Source organism: Bacillus sp. Bvel1, from assembly GCF_014872755.1.
Taxonomy (GTDB): domain Bacteria; phylum Bacillota; class Bacilli; order Bacillales; family Bacillaceae; genus Bacillus; species Bacillus velezensis.
In genome coordinates this window covers 76,568-93,289 of sequence record NZ_JAAOBZ010000004.1, presented here as the reverse complement: position 1 = coordinate 93,289, position 16,722 = coordinate 76,568, and the positions used below count along the sequence as shown (strand labels likewise).

The following is a 16,722-nucleotide window of genomic DNA, read 5'->3' as shown; positions in this document are numbered from 1 at the left end:
GTATTCTTGGAGTTATTTTTTAAGGAGGATTCGTATGAAGATTGATATGCAGACATACAAGGACACCGTTCAAAAAATAGAAAATGATTTGATTCCGCGAAGTCAAAATGACAAAGAACTGCTTACATATTTAATGAAACAAGATTCGCTCACACTGAATCAAATGAAAATGTGTTTCACTGAACCGCTCCTCACCTTCCAACATACTGTCAAAATCGTATGTACAGTCACATTCATCACGTTATATATCTTTTTTTTCAGCACTCATTTTAATGATTTGATTGAAATGGCTCTGCAGATGGTTTTTGGCCTGGCCGGCCTTGTTTGGATTTTTGCTGTATTTCCGTTTTCAAGGAAAATCCAAGTGTCTGACCGTTTCAGACAAAAATCTGAAAACACCCGTATCACCGGAATGATAGACTTTGTCCTCGAACAACGATACAAAGACATGATCAGTTAAAAACCCCTCTGCTTAAGGGGTTTTTTTATGATGCAATCCCTTCACCCCCCTTATCAAAAAAGGCTCTTCCCCTTTGGAAATAACCGGAACACCCAATTTCGTTTTCAATATAATGAGGTAGTGGATCTGCAAAGAAAGAAGGGCGACATGATGGGTATCATTAATGGCAAAATGTTCATTGACCGATTAAATCAGCTAGGAAATGAGATTTGGCTTGATGGTGAAAAGATCGAGGGACAGATTTCTGAACATCCCGCATTTAAGGGCCTTCTGGAAACGAAGCGCTCTCTTTATGATTTGCAAACGAAACCGGACATGAAAGATCAAATGACTTACAGTCTTCCCGGTAAAAAAGAACGGGCCGGGCTTTCATACCTGCAGCCGAAAACGAAAGAAGACGTAAAAAGAAGAAGAAACATGTTCGAACATTGGGCCAGACACACGCACGGAATGATGGGACGAAGCCCGGATTATATGAATACCGTGCTGATGAGCTTCGCCTCCTCTGCCGCGCTTTTGAAAGACCGTGATCATTGTTTTCCGGAACATGTTCAAGCGCTGTACGAACGCGCTGCCGCACAGGATCTTTCTTTTACGCACACGTTTATCACCCCTCAGGTGAATCGTTCACAAATGGGTGTAAACGTATCGCCGACACCTATCTCGGCAAAAGTCGTCGATAAAAATGAAAAAGGCCTTATCATACACGGCGCGCGGATTTTGGCCACACAAGGCGGCCTGACGGATGAAGTGCTCGTGGTTTCTCTGCCTAAGATGTATTTTGAATCGGATGAAGCGTTCGCTTTTTCAATCCCTTCCAATACAAAAGGAGTAAAATTCATCTGCAGGGAATCTTTCGTACTCGGAAAATCATCATTTGATTATCCGCTCAGCTCAAGATATGAAGAAATGGATTCTATCGTTGTATTTGATCACGTTTTGGTCCCTTGGGAACGCGTATTTTTTTACAATAATTACGAGGCGGCTTTTGATTTTAATATGAAAAGCTCTTTTAACGCCTTCGCATTTCATCAAGTTATCACGAGACAAATTGTAAAGACGGAGTTTCTCCTGGGCCTCGCCCAGACGCTTGTCGATGCGATAGATGTGGGGGAATATCAGCATATTCAGGCCAAGATGGCTGAGATCATCACCGGTCTGGAAACGATGAAAGCCCTTTTGGAAAAGTCGGAGAATGATGCGGAAACAGACGAATGGGGTTATATGCGTCCGAGTGTCACTCCGCTTCGCGTGGTCAGCGCGATTTTCCCTGACATCTACCCGCGCTTCACGGAAATCATCCAGCTGATCGGGGCAAGCGGAATGGTGACTTTGCCGACTGAAAAAGCGTTCCGTTCCGACATCAGAGGAGACCTTGACCAATATTTACAGGCGGCCGAATTGAACGCTGAGGACCGGGTAAAAGTGTTCCGCCTCGCATGGGATTTGACCATGAGCCCCTTTGGAACAAGGCAGACACAATATGAGCGGTACTTCTTCGGTGACCCCGTCCGCTTAGCCAGCCATCTGTACAGAAGCTATCCGAAAGAAGAACAGACCGCGGTCATCAAGGAATTCCTGCACATTCATAAATAAAACAAAGCAGAGAACGCATCTCTGCTTTTGATAGCTGGATCGGCTGCCGCCGATCCTATTTTTTATTTTGGCTGATCACCACCATCGTAATATGCGATAACGCGAAAGAGACGAGCGTGTACACGACGGCCCACCCGATAAACGAGAAATTCAATATGGTAAAGGTGCATATAAGGCAAACGGCCAAAGCGGCAGCCGGCATAATGAACGCGTTTTTAAACAGGTACGTTCCGGCGACTGACAGGATGATGATACAAAGCGGCAGAACACCGAACGCAAAATCCAACTCATCAATCAACAGATGCACTCCCTTCGCTTTTCTTAGTTCGGCCTAACACATCTTATGCCTGAGTACAAAATCGAGTACATCAAATCTTTCGCGCTCCGGCTGATATTCCCTCCGGTTATTTATTCAAAAAAATGAAAACTTTCCTTAAAGCGTTTACATTCACGCCAGACTGTGATAATTTAAGAAAGCGCTATCATATACAAGTTAATGATTTTTGGATGGAGATGAGGAGAACCAGGAAACCGCGCCCTTTCATAAGGGTGATTTCTGGTTCTTTTTGTCATTTTCAAGGAAAGGAGTCATACATACATCATGATAGACGTTCAGCAAAGGGGAGGATATGATGTTTCAATTGTTCAAGCCGGCTCCGCATATTGAGAGATTGGATGATTCAAAGACGGATGCGGCCTATAAACGGCTCAGGCTGCAGGTATTTTTGGGGATTTTCATCGGGTATGCCGGGTATTATTTACTTCGCAAAAACTTTGCCTTCGCTATTCCTTATTTTCAGGAACAAGGGTTTTCAAAAGGGGAACTTGGCTTGGTGCTTGCGGCCGTATCAATCGCTTACGGCTTCAGCAAATTTATTATGGGGATGGTGTCTGACCGCTGCAACCCGAGGTATTTCCTTGCGACAGGTCTGTTTTTGTCAGGTGTCGTCAACATTTTATTTGTTTCCATGCCATGGGTCACGTCAAGCGTGACGATTATGTTCATTTTTATGTTTATTAACGGATGGTTTCAAGGGATGGGCTGGCCGCCTTGCGGACGGACGATGGCTCATTGGTTTTCCATCAGTGAACGCGGAACGAAAATGTCGATATGGAATGTCGCCCATAACATAGGCGGAGGTATTCTCGCCCCGCTCGTGACTCTCGGCATCGCCATGTTTGTTACTTGGAAAAGCGTATTTTTCTTTCCGGCGATTATCGCCATCGTCATTTCATTTGTGATTGTTCTTCTCGTTCGGGACACGCCGCAATCCTGCGGGCTTCCGCCGATTGAAGAATACCGGAATGACTATCCGAAACATGCGTTCAAAGACCAGGAAAAAGAGATGACGACCAAAGAAATTCTTTTCAAATACGTGCTGAATAATAAATTTCTGTGGTATATCGCATTTGCCAATGTCTTTGTTTATTTCGTGCGGTACGGTGTCGTTGACTGGGCGCCGACTTATTTGACGGAAGCGAAAGGGTTCTCTCCTGAAGATTCCAGATGGTCTTATTTCCTTTATGAATATGCGGGAATTCCGGGAACGATTTTGTGCGGCTGGATCAGCGACCGATTTTTCAAAAGCCGCCGCGCACCGGCCGGCGTGCTGTTCATGGCCGGCGTATTTATCGCTGTATTGGTCTACTGGCTTAACCCTGCCGGTCATCCGCTCATCGATAATATCGCGCTGATCAGCATCGGATTCTTAATCTATGGGCCTGTCATGCTGATCGGACTTCAGGCCATTGACCTTGCGCCTAAAAAAGCGGCGGGAACAGCAGCCGGCTTAACCGGGTTTTTCGGCTACATCGGTGGCTCTGCTTTCGCCAACGCCATCATGGGTTATGTCGTAGACCGCTTTGACTGGAACGGCGGCTTTATCATGCTTATCTCCTCATGCGTGCTGTCCATCGTCTTCTTGGCTATGACGTGGAATACAGGCAAGCGGGCGGAGCATGTGTAAGAAAACAACATAAAAGATTAATATTTTTGCAGTACAGCATTTACAACGATTTTCTACACTAGAGACAGATATTGATTTTTAAGGGGGAAGAAAACATGCGGAAACATAAGTTGTTTGCTTTGGTATTGCTTTCATTCGGTTTATTGTCATTCATCGTCACGCCTGTATCGGCGGCGGGAAAAGGAAACCTCTTGTCTCCTGACAGAATTTTAACCATTGCCCATCGCGGTGCTTCGGGGTATGTCCCGGAGCACACGATCCTTTCTTATGAAACTGCGCAAAAAATGAAGGCTGACTATATTGAGCTGGATTTACAAATGACAAAAGACGGCAAGCTGATCGTCATGCATGATGAAAAACTGGACCGCACCACAAACGGACAAGGCTGGGTGAAGGATCATACATTAGCCGAGATTCAAAAGCTCGACGCCGGTTCTTGGTTCAATAAGGCCTATCCGGAAAAAGCAAAACCGCAATACGCCGGACTTCGCGTTCCCACACTTGATGACGTGTTAAAACGGTTCGGCAGACATGCAAACTATTATATTGAAACAAAGGCGCCTGAAACATATCCGGGTATGGAAGAAAAACTGATCGCCTCACTGAAAAAATACAAACTGGCAGGTAAGCATGCGAAACTTGGACAAGTTATCATTCAGTCTTTCAGCAGGGAGAGCCTTCTGAAAATCAAACAGCTCGATCCGAAACTTCCCGCCGTCCAATTGCTTGAAGCGGAACAGATGACCTCAATGACTGACGCAGATTTAACAGACATCAAAACATATGCCGTCGGAATCGGACCGGATTACAAAGCGCTGAACGCTCAAAATGTCCGAAACATTCGCAGCCACGGCCTACTGCTTCACCCTTACACCGTGAACAGCGAGACGGACATGCGCCGTCTGCTGAATTGGGGCGTAACCGGTGTGTTCACCAACTATGCGGATATATTTCAAAAGGTTAAAAAAGAATATAAATCATAAAGCCAGCATGGGTTCGGAGATGATGCCGAACCCATGTTTTTTTGCCTGATCAAAAAACCTTGCGGAAACGTTACCGCAAGGTTTTTATCAATCATTATTCTTTTCCGGCAGCGGCTTCCGCCTGCCCGCCTTTTAATTGATCGTTGATTGCTTTGGCGTCTTTCAAATACTCAGTCTTGAATCCGCTCTTCAGCGCCCACGCATAGAAGGCAAGGGCAACGATTGCGATCAGCCCCATATCCCATCCGTACGGAATGATGTTCAGACCGCCGAATTTTTCACTTCCGAGCCATGAAATGACCATCATGCTGAGCAGATAGACAACCATCCAAACGCCGCCTTTAAAGTTTCTGCGGAATCCTCTCCACTTCGCTTTCGCTTGGTAGTAGAAATAAATCGGAAGGCCGATCAAAATGATAAACAGCACCTGCCCTGTTAACGGCCAGCGCGCCCAATACAGCACGAGAGACGCGAACACGAAGCCGAGCGGTGCAACCACGCTGAGTCCTTTCAGACGGAGAGGCCTGTACAAATCCGCCGCCGTCCTCCGCAGCGTCATTACCGTCACGGGACCCGTGATATAAGAAATCAGCGTCGCTACGGAAATGATTTCAGCAAGCACGCCCCATCCTCTGAATAAAAACAGAAAGATAAACGATACGATCAGGTTGAAAATCATCGCTTGGCGCGGCACGCCGTACAGCGGATGAAGCTTTCCGAAAATGCTCGGCATATATTTATTTTTTTCCATGCCGTAAATCATGCGTGACGTCGTAGCGGTATATGTGATACCCGTTCCCGACGGAGATACGAACGCATCCGCATAAAGAATAATGACAAGCCAGTTGATATTCAATGCGATCGCCAAATCGGCAAATGGAGAGTTAAAGTTCAGGTGACTCCAGCCGTGAACGATCATGGAAGGTTCAACCGCACCGATAAATGCGATTTGCAATAGGACGTAAATGACGGTTGCGACCAGCAGCGAACCGACAACCGCAATCGGAATCGATTTGCCGGGATTTTTTGCTTCTCCGGCCATGTTAATCGGGCTTTGAAACCCGTTAAACGCAAATACGATACCTGATGTGGCCACCGCCGTCAGCACGCTCGCCCAGCCGTTCGGCGCAATGCTTGAACCGGATGTGAAGTTTCCGCCGTGAAAACCGGTAAACAGCAGCGCTCCGATTGTCAGCCCCGGAATAATAATTTTAAAGATGGTAATCAATGAATTCGCTTTTGAAAACAGGTTAACTGTCCAATAATTCAGTAAAAAGTAAATAATCAGCAATACGGATGCGAAGCCGAGCCCCTCTCCCGTAAGTGTGCCGTTGTGAACGAGATTGCTTGTCCACTTTGCCCAGTCCCACGGCCATGAGCTCATATATTGAACAGACGCAACCGCCTCCACCGGAATAACGGAAACAATCGCAATCCAGTTTGCCCATCCTGCGATAAATCCAATAAATGATCCATGAGAATATTGAGTATATTTTACCATTCCCCCGGCTTCCGGGAACATTGAACCCAATTCACTGTAAGAAAGTGCGATAAACAAAATTACGATCATACCGATAATCCAGGAAATAATTGCGGCAGGTCCCGCAATCTGAGCCGCCCGCCACGCCCCGAATAACCAACCGGAGCCAATCATCGACCCAAGTCCGACCATCATGAGTGCAAACGTTCCCATTCTGCGATGTAATTGATTCATAAAGTTAACACCTTTCAATTAAAATATGACTCCAGCGCTATCATATATTTATAATATTATTCTGAAAATAGTTTTGTCAATCTTTATCGCATTAAAGCGGCAAGCCAAAATTAACCTTCCGATGTTTAAACAGCCGTTAAGCGGGAATAACTACTGCAAGCCAGAAATAGAAAGGAGTTTTTATCGTGAAACAAAAACTGCTCATTTCAGGACTTGCCGTGTCGACTGTCGGAGTGACTTCCTACCTGCTCAAAGATAAATCAAACCGCCAAAAGGTGATGAACTTTATCCGCAATATGAAAACATCGCTCTCCGGGAAGCAGGATATTGAATCATTCCCCGTCAACAAAGCAGGCAACCCGCATCCCGAAGATATTGAAGATAACAAAATGGTATCCGAAGGCTCCATGTACCCGGTTCAATATTATGATGACAAGAAGAAATAATCTGTTCCCGGGCTGCCCGGCCGTATCAAACGGCGGCAGCTTTTTTTATGCAGACGGCGTTTTATAGATCCGCCAATATTGGCGCGACCCTTTCTCCCGCACGGTAATGCCCAGTTTGGATATTTCCGCTTTCAGCTCTTTCGCATCAGCCTTTTCCTCCTCTTTCAGCGCCTTTTCTCTCGCTTTTAAAAGAGCATTTGCCCCAGGCTCCAAATCCGGCGTGTCCGGCACCCACCGTTTGTATTCTTCTTTAAAAGGATCTTCCGTCCCCAGCCAGACATACCCATGCGCGCGAAACGCATCAGCCGCTTTTTCAACCGCCGGCTCAAGCTTCTCCCGAAAAAGCTCCTGTCCTTCAGTGCCTAATAAGACAAGATACTTCCCATCCGTAAACACACCGGAAATGCTGTCTTTCGAAAACACGCTTTCTTCATTATATATGGTTAAGGACACCTCGCTGTCCGTCACGACTGCCACAAGACTTTCTTTAAAAGCTGCCCGCGTCAGCCACACTCCCCCAATTAAGCCGATAACGGCGGTTGCAGCCGCAGCCTTCCATCCGTGAAAGGAAGCGATTATTTCCAGCGGCCCGTGAAAAGGCAGCCAATCCAATGTTACGGCCCACTTCGCAATGACCGGCAGAAACCATCCGATGACCAGCCCCAATAATGGCGGCACCAGATAAACCAAAGCTTTTTCAACCGATGACAACTCAAGAACCGTCTGTTTTTTTATTTCGTTCATGTTTCTCCTCCGTCTGTGTTTTTCACAACTATCCATTATACAAAGGGTTGGATGATTCTGTAAACTGGTTCCGAAACAATAAAAAGCCTCCCGGCCGCCGGGAGGCTCTTTAAAATAGAAGCTCATATACTTCATTCAATTCCATCGTGCGCTTCTCATCCTGCTCGTTCTCAGCATATTTGATTTCCTTTTCAAGCACCTGATTCAACGCATCCATTTCCAGATCATTTAGATCTTTCACGAACTCGCCCTCATTTGCATAATGCTTCACCTGAAGCTTTTTATAAATCCCCCGGCACACATCATGCTCCAAGTGGTTCGAAAGCGACTCGCGCAAATATCCGAGTGTCCTGTCCATCATGTAAGCCCTCCCTTTTCTTTAGGAATAGCTTCCCGGAAAGAGAGGAAAACTATACATGAAAGCACCGGGCGGCTGTTTTAACTCTGTACCTGAATGGAGAAAAATCCGCTGCTTAACGGCGTGTACGGCCCGTTCAGCCCCGTTGCGGAGAAAGAGAACGTTCCTGAACTGACATAAGAAAGAGGAACGCTGTAATATTTAATATAGCCTGTAACGATATTGCCGTTTTTCGTATATTCATCTTCCAGCGCTTTTGACGTAAGATTTGTAATATTCGTTCCGTTGTTAAACGCCTGGATCGTATTATTGTTCGGATACCCTTGGAAATATACGGCTAAATAACCCGTTGTCCCCTTCATCGGTTTTGATGCGCTGATTTGGTTCGGACCGATATTTTCCCATTGGTAATTCTGACCGTCAGACGTCACACCGATAATACGGATTTGTGTTAAAGCAGGAGCCGGCGCCGCAGACGCTGACGGAGCCCACAACCCGCTCACAAGCAACAAAGCAGCGGCGGCCGCGGCAAATAGCATAACGAGTCTTTTTTTCATGTTTCTTCCTCCTTGTGGTTCAAATTTATAATTATGTTAAATATTATAAGTTTCATTTTATCAGAGAAATCAATAGATAGACAGAATCAATCAGTCAAATTGGTGAACTTTTTATATAAAAAAGCTATCTCCTAAAGGAGATAGCTTATATAACATTATTTCTTTCCACACTCCAAAATTGTGTATTTACTCGGGGTCTGAATTACATTTAATAGTGTTAATCCGGCTTTTTCAATCAATTGTTCAAACTCGGTTTTCTTTCTGACTCTGCCGCCTGCAGAACATACTAAAAATAATAAATCACGAAAAGCTTCTTCAGGGGACAGCCTGTCTGCTTCAGGCACATTTTCAACTATAATCAGCTTGGAATGATCAGACATGGCACCGGCTATATTTTCAAGAATAGCAACCACATGCTCATCATCCCAATCGTTTAACACTTTGCTTATCACATACAAGTCTCCGCCGGAAGGAATTTCCTCAAACATACTCCCTTCCGTAAACTGACAGCGTTCGCTCATCTCTGAAGATGCTAAATGCTTTTTTGCACTTTGTATCGTTTTTGGAAGATCAAACAATATCCCCTTTGATTTAGGAGCCACACCTAAAATGCCTGTTATTAACTGGCCCATTCCTCCCGCGACGTCTACGATAACATCAAACTTTTCAAATGAGTAAGCTTTCAATATGGATGGCAGACTCATTTTTGAATAAATCTCCATCGCCTTATCCATTGTTTTTAAGTAATCTTGATCAAGACTATTATTCTCATACCATTTATCACCATAAATGGCTTCAAAAGCGGATTTGCCGGTTTTGATACTATAATCCATTTTAAACATAGACTGCACTACTGTTTCATGCAGCAGATATTCTACCAAAGGCTCAATGGATTTTGCTTTCCCAGGCATCAAAGTGGCACCATACTCTGTTACATCATAATAGCCATTTTGAGCTTGGGCGACCAAACCGACGGATTCCAGCGCTCTTAAGAGCCTGAATAAGGCAGAGGGGTTCAATTCAAGGGCTTCAGCTATCGCTTCCGCTGAAGCTGGTCCATTTTGAAAAGCGGAAAATACATCCAATTCTACCGCTGTTTTAACTGCCAGGGAAAACCCCAGCCCTGAAACCATTTGCATGACTGCGGCCTGAGGATATTTCTTCGGTACTTGTTTATCTTGCTGAACTGAATTGGTCATTTACGTTAACCTCCGATTAATTAAATGGTTTCTGCTGCTTTTTTGATATAACGCATATACTGATTGAGCAGATTTTCTACAGTACTCTTATAGTACTGATTTTGATTATATTCAATTCCAATGCTCAATTTTTTCTCTCTTACCAACACAATAAACTTAAACTTGTAATTCCAAATTTCATCTTCACTTATATCATTCCCGGTTGAAAGCGGAGATACCGTAAAGCTTTCTGTGTGCAGTTCATTATCAAATTCGCCCATATAATTAAATGAAATGTCTGGTTTTGATTTCTCTTTTATATCTTGTTTTAAATATCTTAAAATACCATATCCTATCCCTTGATCAGGAATATTGGCTAAGGTCGAGTTAACATTATCTAAACTCGAACCGATATGATCAGAATCGGAGACCTCCAAAGCCACCGGATAGATTGCAGAAAATCTGCCTACTGTTCTGTAGATATTAAGCTTCTCACTCTGATGAGTGCGGCCATGGTTGCCTAAGTGCACGAGAGATGTATTACTGCCTGTTTGATGTTTTACTGTCAAACCTAAAGCTGTGAGCAAAACAGTCTCAATAGTGAAATGATCTTGTCCTTGAATCGCATTCATTATATTTTCAGTTTCCCGAACATTAAACTGCCTGTACACTTGTCTGTTATCTTTGACTTTGGCAATTTGCCCCTGAATATCAACCGGAATAGACGGAGCATAAACATTTTCGATTTTCGTCCAATACTCTTTCTCAAACAACAGCCGTTCACTTTCAGCATATTTATAGAGATAATCAGACCATTTTAAATACGAATCGGTTTTATTTGGTAATACAATGTCTTCGTTACTTTTAACTTGCTGATATGCTGTATTAAAATCTTCAAGCAGTATTCTCCAAGACATATGATCAATGATCATTTGGTGAATGACGATTAACAGATGTTCCCCATCTGCTTCCTTAATGAGTGCCAATTTAACAAGCGGGCCGTGAGTCAGATCCATACTGGCTTGTATTTGATTTATTTTCATTTTTAAAACTGATTGCGGCATGTTTATTGCATTGATCAGATGAAAGTCAAACAAGTCGCCGTCCGTCAGGCCTCTGATTACCTGTACCATTCTATCGCCTTTACGTTTGAATACTGTTCTCAGACTGTCATGATGCTGAATAATCCGGGTGAAAATGTCTTTTACAATATCTTCGCCAAACCCGGCTTCCCTGTATAACATAAAAGAAAGATTCCGATGGTGCAGAGTATCATTATGGCTTTCAGCCAGCCAGCATTGAATTGGCACAAGACGGGCTTCTCCCGTTATCACACTGTTATCAGATGCCGCTGTTATATAACTGACTTTATTCGAAACTCCTTCGATTGTCTGGTAATGAAAGATGTCTTTCACTTCCAGCCTAAGATTGAATTTTTCCATTCTGACCGCTGCTTGTATGGCTTTAATTGAATCTCCGCCTAAAACGAAAAAGTTATCTTTTATACTGATTTTAGAAACTTCAAGAATGTCGGACCAAACCTCACTGACGATTCGTTCAATCTCGTTTCTCGGAGCAATAAAGTGATGCAGCTCGGCATTATTTTCAGCTGGAAGCGGCAAACGTTTTACATCAGTCTTCCCATTGTTCGTCAACGGAATTTTATCTATGCCAATAATGACTGTCGGGATCATATATTCCGGCAGATATTCCAATAAGTATTCTTTTAGCTGAGAAGGCGGCTGCGTATCTTTACATACTGTATAGGCATATATCTGATCATTGTGAGCAATCGCAACCGCTTCTTGAACATTGCGGTGAGACAGCAGTCTGTTTATAATCTCATCCAGTTCAATTCTAAATCCTCTGATTTTTACTTGTCGGTCGATTCTTCCGGCAAATTCTATATTCCCATCCTCATTCCACTTGCCTAAATCTCCGGTTTTATACATTTTCTCACCAGAATGAACAAGATCCGGGATAAATTTAGCCTTGGTTAGTTCTTCACGATTGCAATAGCCTCGTCCAACTCCTTCCCCTCCGATGTATAACTCTCCGATAACTCCCGGCGGCACAGGCTTCTGCTGTTTATCTAGTATGTAGATAGAACAGTTTTTTATCGGTGTGCCGATAGGGATTCTCTTTATATTGGAAATATTATCCTGGTTTATCGTATAAGCTGCAGCATCAACACAGCATTCCGTCGGTCCATATACATTTGTTATATAAGGACGGTCATTCTTTTTAAATACTTTATAGAAACGCTTTACTTCTTCAGGTTTAAGCACTTCGCCGCCTATAATAAAATGTTTTACACCTATACGGCCACACTGCGGAGACTCAGAGAGCAGGCTGAGATAGGCTGGTGTTCCATCAGAAATAGTTATTTTATTTTGGATATAGAATTCAGCAAGTTTCGTGATATCATGCCTGGCTTCTTCAGAGACGATGTAAAGAGAGTGTCCCAAAAGCAGTGCAGAAAAAATCTGTTTGACAGAAGCGTCAAAAGAAAAGGGTGCCAACAACGCTACATTCTGCTGCCCGCCATGTTTGCAGTAGATACGTTCATGCAGGGCTTCTGTTAAATTCGCTATACTTTTATGTTCGATCATCACACCTTTTGGGTGTCCCGTTGATCCAGAAGTGTAGATGATATAGGCAAGGCTATGCCCTTCCGTTCCTCCTTTAACATTCCTCCCGTCGTCTGGAACTGTTTCCAATTCATTCAGACAAACACTTTCTACTCCGTACCTTTGACCATGATTGTTGCGATCCGTCAGTAACAAACGGGCCCCGCTGTCTTTGAGCATATACTCAACTCTTTCTTGCGGATATGATGGATCAATTGGCAGATAAGCTGCTCCTGCTTTTAAAATTCCCATTATTCCGATGATAAAATCAGTGGTTCGGTCTGCAGCTATGCCTACTGCTTCATTCTTTTTGACACCTTTTTGAATGAGTGCTCTTCCAAGCCGGTTTGCATTTTTGTTCAGCTCACTATAAGTTAAGCTTCCGTCTTGTGCAGACACAGCTATTTGATTCGGCGTTGCTTCCGCCTGCTTCTCAAAAAGCTCACAGATAGATGCATCTGTGCCTCTGCTTCTCAGTGATCTTCCACTGTAACTCAATATTTCGCGTCGTTCATTTTCTTCTAAAATGTTAATCTCCCCGATTAGTCCATCTTGACTTTCAACAATATGATTGAGGATCATTAAGAATCGCTGTGAGAATTTTTCTACAGTTGTGCGCTTAAACAAGTTTGATGAATAAGTGAACTCAAACTTGATATCCTCTTTTGAAGGAAATGCTTGAAGCAGAAGATCAAATTTCGCTGTTTTGTTTTCATAAAGATACGGCTTATATTTCAGCCCATTTACTTCAATTGCCGGATTATCCATCAGCTGAAGGACAAACATAACGTTGAAAAGAGCATTCTGGTTTATATCCCTCTCAAGGTTCAAATGGTCTACAAGCTCTTCAAAAGGATAATCTTGATTTTCATAAGCTAGAAGCGCATTATCCCTAACGGCTTCAAGCAGTTCTTTGAATGTTTTGTCGGCAGATGGTTTATTTCTCAGTGCCAGCGTATTTACAAACATTCCTATCATGTTTTCTAATTCTTTATGCTTTCTTCCGGCTACAGGTGTGCCGATAATAATATCTTCTTGACCAGTAAGTTTATGGAGAAGCACATTAAATGAAGCCATTAAAGTCATGAAAAGGGTGACTTTTTGTTTTGCGTTTAATTCTGTTAACTTGGCAGTCAGCTCTCTTCCTGCATAAAAATAGATTCGTTCACCTTGATCATCTCGTTCGGCTTCTCTTGAAAAATCTGCGGGCAGATTGAGAACGGGAATTTCTCCTTTAAACTCATTTAACCAAAAATCTTTTTGTTTTTTCATTTCTTCAGTATGAAATAATTCATTTTGCCATATCGCAAAATCCTTAAATTGAATGTTCAATGACGGCAGTTCGTTGCCTTCGTATAAATTTATCAATTCCCTTTGGAAGATCGGGATAGACGCCCCATCCGCTATAATATGCTGTAAATCTATCATTAAAAGATGTTTTTGATGACTAATCTCGGCTAATCCTGCACGCAGTAAAGGAGCCTTTTCTACATCAAACGGGCGGACAAAATTAGACATAAGGCTCTCTAATTCTTCTTCGGAGGTCTTGATTCTATCCATTTTAAATCGAACGTCTTTTTCTATGATTTGCACAAGCTGCCCGTCCCTTAAACCTATGGACGTTCTTAAAACCTCATGCCTGATTATTAATTTTTTAAACGCATCTTCTAAACGTTTATCGTCCAACTCTCCTTCAATCATTAAAAAGAACGGGATATTATAAGAAGTGCTGTTTTTATTTAATTGATCTAGAATAAAAATTCTTTTCTGTGCAGATGAGGCCTCATACCACTCTAAATCGCCTGCTTTGGGAATCACATTCACATCATTTGTCTTCCTCAGAGAATATTCATCCAAATAAGCTGAGAAGAGTTTTATATTCGAATGCTTTAGCAAGTCTGAAACTGAAAGCTCCGTTCCTTGCTGTTTATTGATAAAGTTGATGATTTCTATTGCTATGATTGAATCTCCGCCCATTTCATAAAAATCGGATGTAACATCGATCGGATTGATTCCAAGGGCATTTCCCCAAATTTGTCCTGCCATTAGCTCTGTTTCTGAATAACAGCCGTCTTCCCTGCCACTCAGTCTTATTATTTGAGGCTTGTTGACTGAAGGGTTATCTGGTGCATTGCTTATCGGTAATTTTTCAGGCAGTTTCACCCAATGTCTCTCCCGCAAAAATGCGTAACCCGGCAAGCTGATTTTTCTTCTTTTTTCTCCTTCATATAACATTTCCCAATCAATCTCTGCACCTTTTTCATAGAGCTTGCTTATATCAATCAGAAGACTCTCATCTGTTCTCCCGCCTGCATTATAAGCCTTAAGTTTTTTTCCAGCAGCGGTACTTAGATCTCTATCGGTCTTATAAGAAAATGCAGCTTCTTCTTGCTGAACCGGCGCTTCGAGCAGACTTTCAAGTTTTTCCTTCATATCTTCGATGTCTTTTACGAGAAAACACACTCTATTCTCCAGATGTTTTCTTCCCGTATTCGCTGTATAACAAAGATCAGAGAGATTCAAATTGTTTTCTTCCGAGATAAAATGAAGATACTTTGATGCTATATCATTCAGGACGGACTTATTTTTTGCAGACAGAGTGAATACCTCTTTTACCTGTCTCTGTTCAGTCTCACCTATTATTTCAGGTGCTTCTTCCAATACAATATGACAGTTGGTTCCGCTGAAGCCAAACGAACTTACACCGGCTCTTCTTGGCGTCTCTCCTTTTTCCCAATTTCTTATCATGTCATTCACATAAACAGGTGAATTCGAAAAATTAATTAAAGGATTCGGTTCATTAAAGTTGATACTTGGGGGGATGACCTTCTCTTTTAAAGCCATGCATGCTTTAATGAGAGACGCCATGCCTGATGCCCCTACTGTATGGCCGATATTGGGTTTGACTGAACCTATACCGCAAAACTGCTTTTTATCGGTATATTTCTTAAACGCATTCGTTATCCCTTTGATCTCAATCGGGTCTCCCAAAATCGTGCCTGTTCCATGTGTTTCAATATAAGAAATAGTTTCCGGACTAATATTCGCATTCTTCCAGGCACGGGAAATCAATTTCTCTTGTGATTCAGCATTAGGAGCAGTGATTCCGTTAGAAGCCCCGTCATTATTCGTAGCGCTCCCTTTAATGACAGCATATATGTGGTCTCTGTCTTCTATAGCCCTATGTAAAGGTTTTAATACAATAGCAGAAATCCCCTCACCCCATGCGGTCCCCTTTGCATTTTTATCAAAAATGCTGATTTTAGCGTTTTCCGCTTCTATTTCGCTCATCGTACCTATATTTTCAGGTCTCAGAAATAAATTAACGCCTCCCGCAATAGCCATGCTGCATTCTTCATTTTTAAGTGCCTCACAAGCAAGATGAACCGAAACGAGTCCGGAAGAGCAGGCTGTATCAACAACCAAGCTTGGCCCTTTCAGATTAAAAATGTAGGAGGTCCTGCTTGCCAATATGCCGGGATAAGTACCCGTCATTGCAATCATATCCGCATCCTTTACTAGGGAAGCATAGGAAAACTTCAAGTCACCGCTATGATCATGTCCAACGAAAATACCTGTATTCGAACCTTGTAACTTGTTCCCCGCATAACCGGAGTCCTCAATAGCGTGATAAACTGTCTCCAAAAACAATCTTTGTTTCGGATCCATAAGCATGGCTTCTCTTGGCGAAATTCTGAAAAATGATGAATCAAACTTATCAATTTCATCTAAGAATCCCGCTCTAAAATAAGAATTCTCATTCGCACTGGGCAGCAATGGATCAATATCTTTCCGCCGCTTCTCCGGTAAGTCCCGGATGCATGAGGCACGGTTCATAATGTTTTGCCAGTATTCTTTTGCATTATTGGCTTTTGAGAAACGGCAGGATATGCCGATAATGGCAATATCACATTGATTTTTCTTGGACTTATCAGATAATCCTTTTAAAATGCGCAAAGCCATTTCCCTGTCCATTTTTTGCTCTTTTACTTGCTCCAATACATATTGTTTTATAATCGAAATATCATCCACGATTAATCACCCCTATCGATTTTGATTCTATATAAAATATGAGAAGCATCATGGATA

12 protein-coding genes are annotated in these 16,722 nt (G+C 42.8%); 5 read left to right on the top strand and 7 right to left on the bottom strand.

The annotated features are described in order from the left end of the window. The first annotated feature begins 34 nt into the window (after positions 1 to 34). Positions 35 to 460: a hypothetical protein gene (locus HAP68_RS01130; protein ID WP_015388753.1), complete on the top strand. Its 426-nt coding sequence runs from the start codon at positions 35 to 37 to the stop codon at positions 458 to 460. 150 nt (positions 461 to 610) lie between these two features. Next, positions 611 to 2,056: a 4-hydroxyphenylacetate 3-monooxygenase, oxygenase component gene (gene hpaB, locus HAP68_RS01125; RefSeq protein ID WP_015388754.1), complete on the top strand. Its 1,446-nt coding sequence runs from the start codon at positions 611 to 613 to the stop codon at positions 2,054 to 2,056. 55 nt (positions 2,057 to 2,111) lie between these two features. Here the strand turns inward: hpaB and HAP68_RS01120 are convergent, their stop codons facing one another. Further along, the gene (locus HAP68_RS01120; RefSeq protein WP_003156724.1) at positions 2,112 to 2,354 is read right to left on the bottom strand and encodes a DUF2651 family protein; all 243 of its coding nucleotides are present in this window, start codon (positions 2,352 to 2,354) and stop codon (positions 2,112 to 2,114) included. Between the two features lie 334 nt (positions 2,355 to 2,688). Here HAP68_RS01120 and glpT point away from each other — a divergent pair, with 334 nt between their 5' ends. Next, on the top strand, positions 2,689 to 4,023 hold the full coding sequence (gene glpT / locus HAP68_RS01115; RefSeq protein ID WP_003156725.1) for a glycerol-3-phosphate transporter: 1,335 nt from the start codon (positions 2,689 to 2,691) through the stop codon (positions 4,021 to 4,023). A gap of 95 nt (positions 4,024 to 4,118) precedes the next feature. Beyond that, entirely contained in the window at positions 4,119 to 5,006 is an 888-nt protein-coding gene (locus tag HAP68_RS01110; protein WP_003156727.1) for a glycerophosphodiester phosphodiesterase, read from the top strand. Positions 5,007 to 5,100: 94 nt separating this feature from the next. Here the strand turns inward: HAP68_RS01110 and HAP68_RS01105 are convergent, their stop codons facing one another. After that, positions 5,101 to 6,720: an APC family permease gene (locus HAP68_RS01105; RefSeq protein WP_024084839.1), complete on the bottom strand. Its 1,620-nt coding sequence runs from the start codon at positions 6,718 to 6,720 to the stop codon at positions 5,101 to 5,103. Positions 6,721 to 6,905: 185 nt separating this feature from the next. Here HAP68_RS01105 and HAP68_RS01100 point away from each other — a divergent pair, with 185 nt between their 5' ends. Beyond that, the gene (locus HAP68_RS01100; RefSeq protein ID WP_003156732.1) at positions 6,906 to 7,166 is read left to right on the top strand and encodes a hypothetical protein; all 261 of its coding nucleotides are present in this window, start codon (positions 6,906 to 6,908) and stop codon (positions 7,164 to 7,166) included. 45 nt (positions 7,167 to 7,211) lie between these two features. Here the strand turns inward: HAP68_RS01100 and HAP68_RS01095 are convergent, their stop codons facing one another. The 5 genes from HAP68_RS01095 to HAP68_RS01075 form a co-directional block, all read right to left on the bottom strand. Beyond that, on the bottom strand, positions 7,212 to 7,910 hold the full coding sequence (locus tag HAP68_RS01095) for a YqeB family protein (RefSeq protein ID WP_024084838.1): 699 nt from the start codon (positions 7,908 to 7,910) through the stop codon (positions 7,212 to 7,214). 109 nt (positions 7,911 to 8,019) lie between these two features. Next, positions 8,020 to 8,268 (bottom strand): sigma-G-dependent sporulation-specific acid-soluble spore protein CsgA, encoded by a 249-nt coding sequence (locus tag HAP68_RS01090; RefSeq protein WP_007408989.1) that lies wholly within the window; start codon positions 8,266 to 8,268, stop codon positions 8,020 to 8,022. An 80-nt stretch (positions 8,269 to 8,348) separates the two neighbouring features. After that, positions 8,349 to 8,825, bottom strand: a complete 477-nt coding sequence (locus HAP68_RS01085) for a DUF4879 domain-containing protein (RefSeq protein WP_014304250.1) — start codon at positions 8,823 to 8,825, stop codon at positions 8,349 to 8,351. Between the two features lie 155 nt (positions 8,826 to 8,980). After that, positions 8,981 to 10,024, bottom strand: a complete 1,044-nt coding sequence (locus HAP68_RS01080) for a methyltransferase (protein ID WP_024084837.1) — start codon at positions 10,022 to 10,024, stop codon at positions 8,981 to 8,983. Between the two features lie 20 nt (positions 10,025 to 10,044). Beyond that, positions 10,045 to 16,665 (bottom strand): non-ribosomal peptide synthetase, encoded by a 6,621-nt coding sequence (locus HAP68_RS01075; RefSeq protein ID WP_051401525.1) that lies wholly within the window; start codon positions 16,663 to 16,665, stop codon positions 10,045 to 10,047. Positions 16,666 to 16,722: the final 57 nt, after the last annotated feature.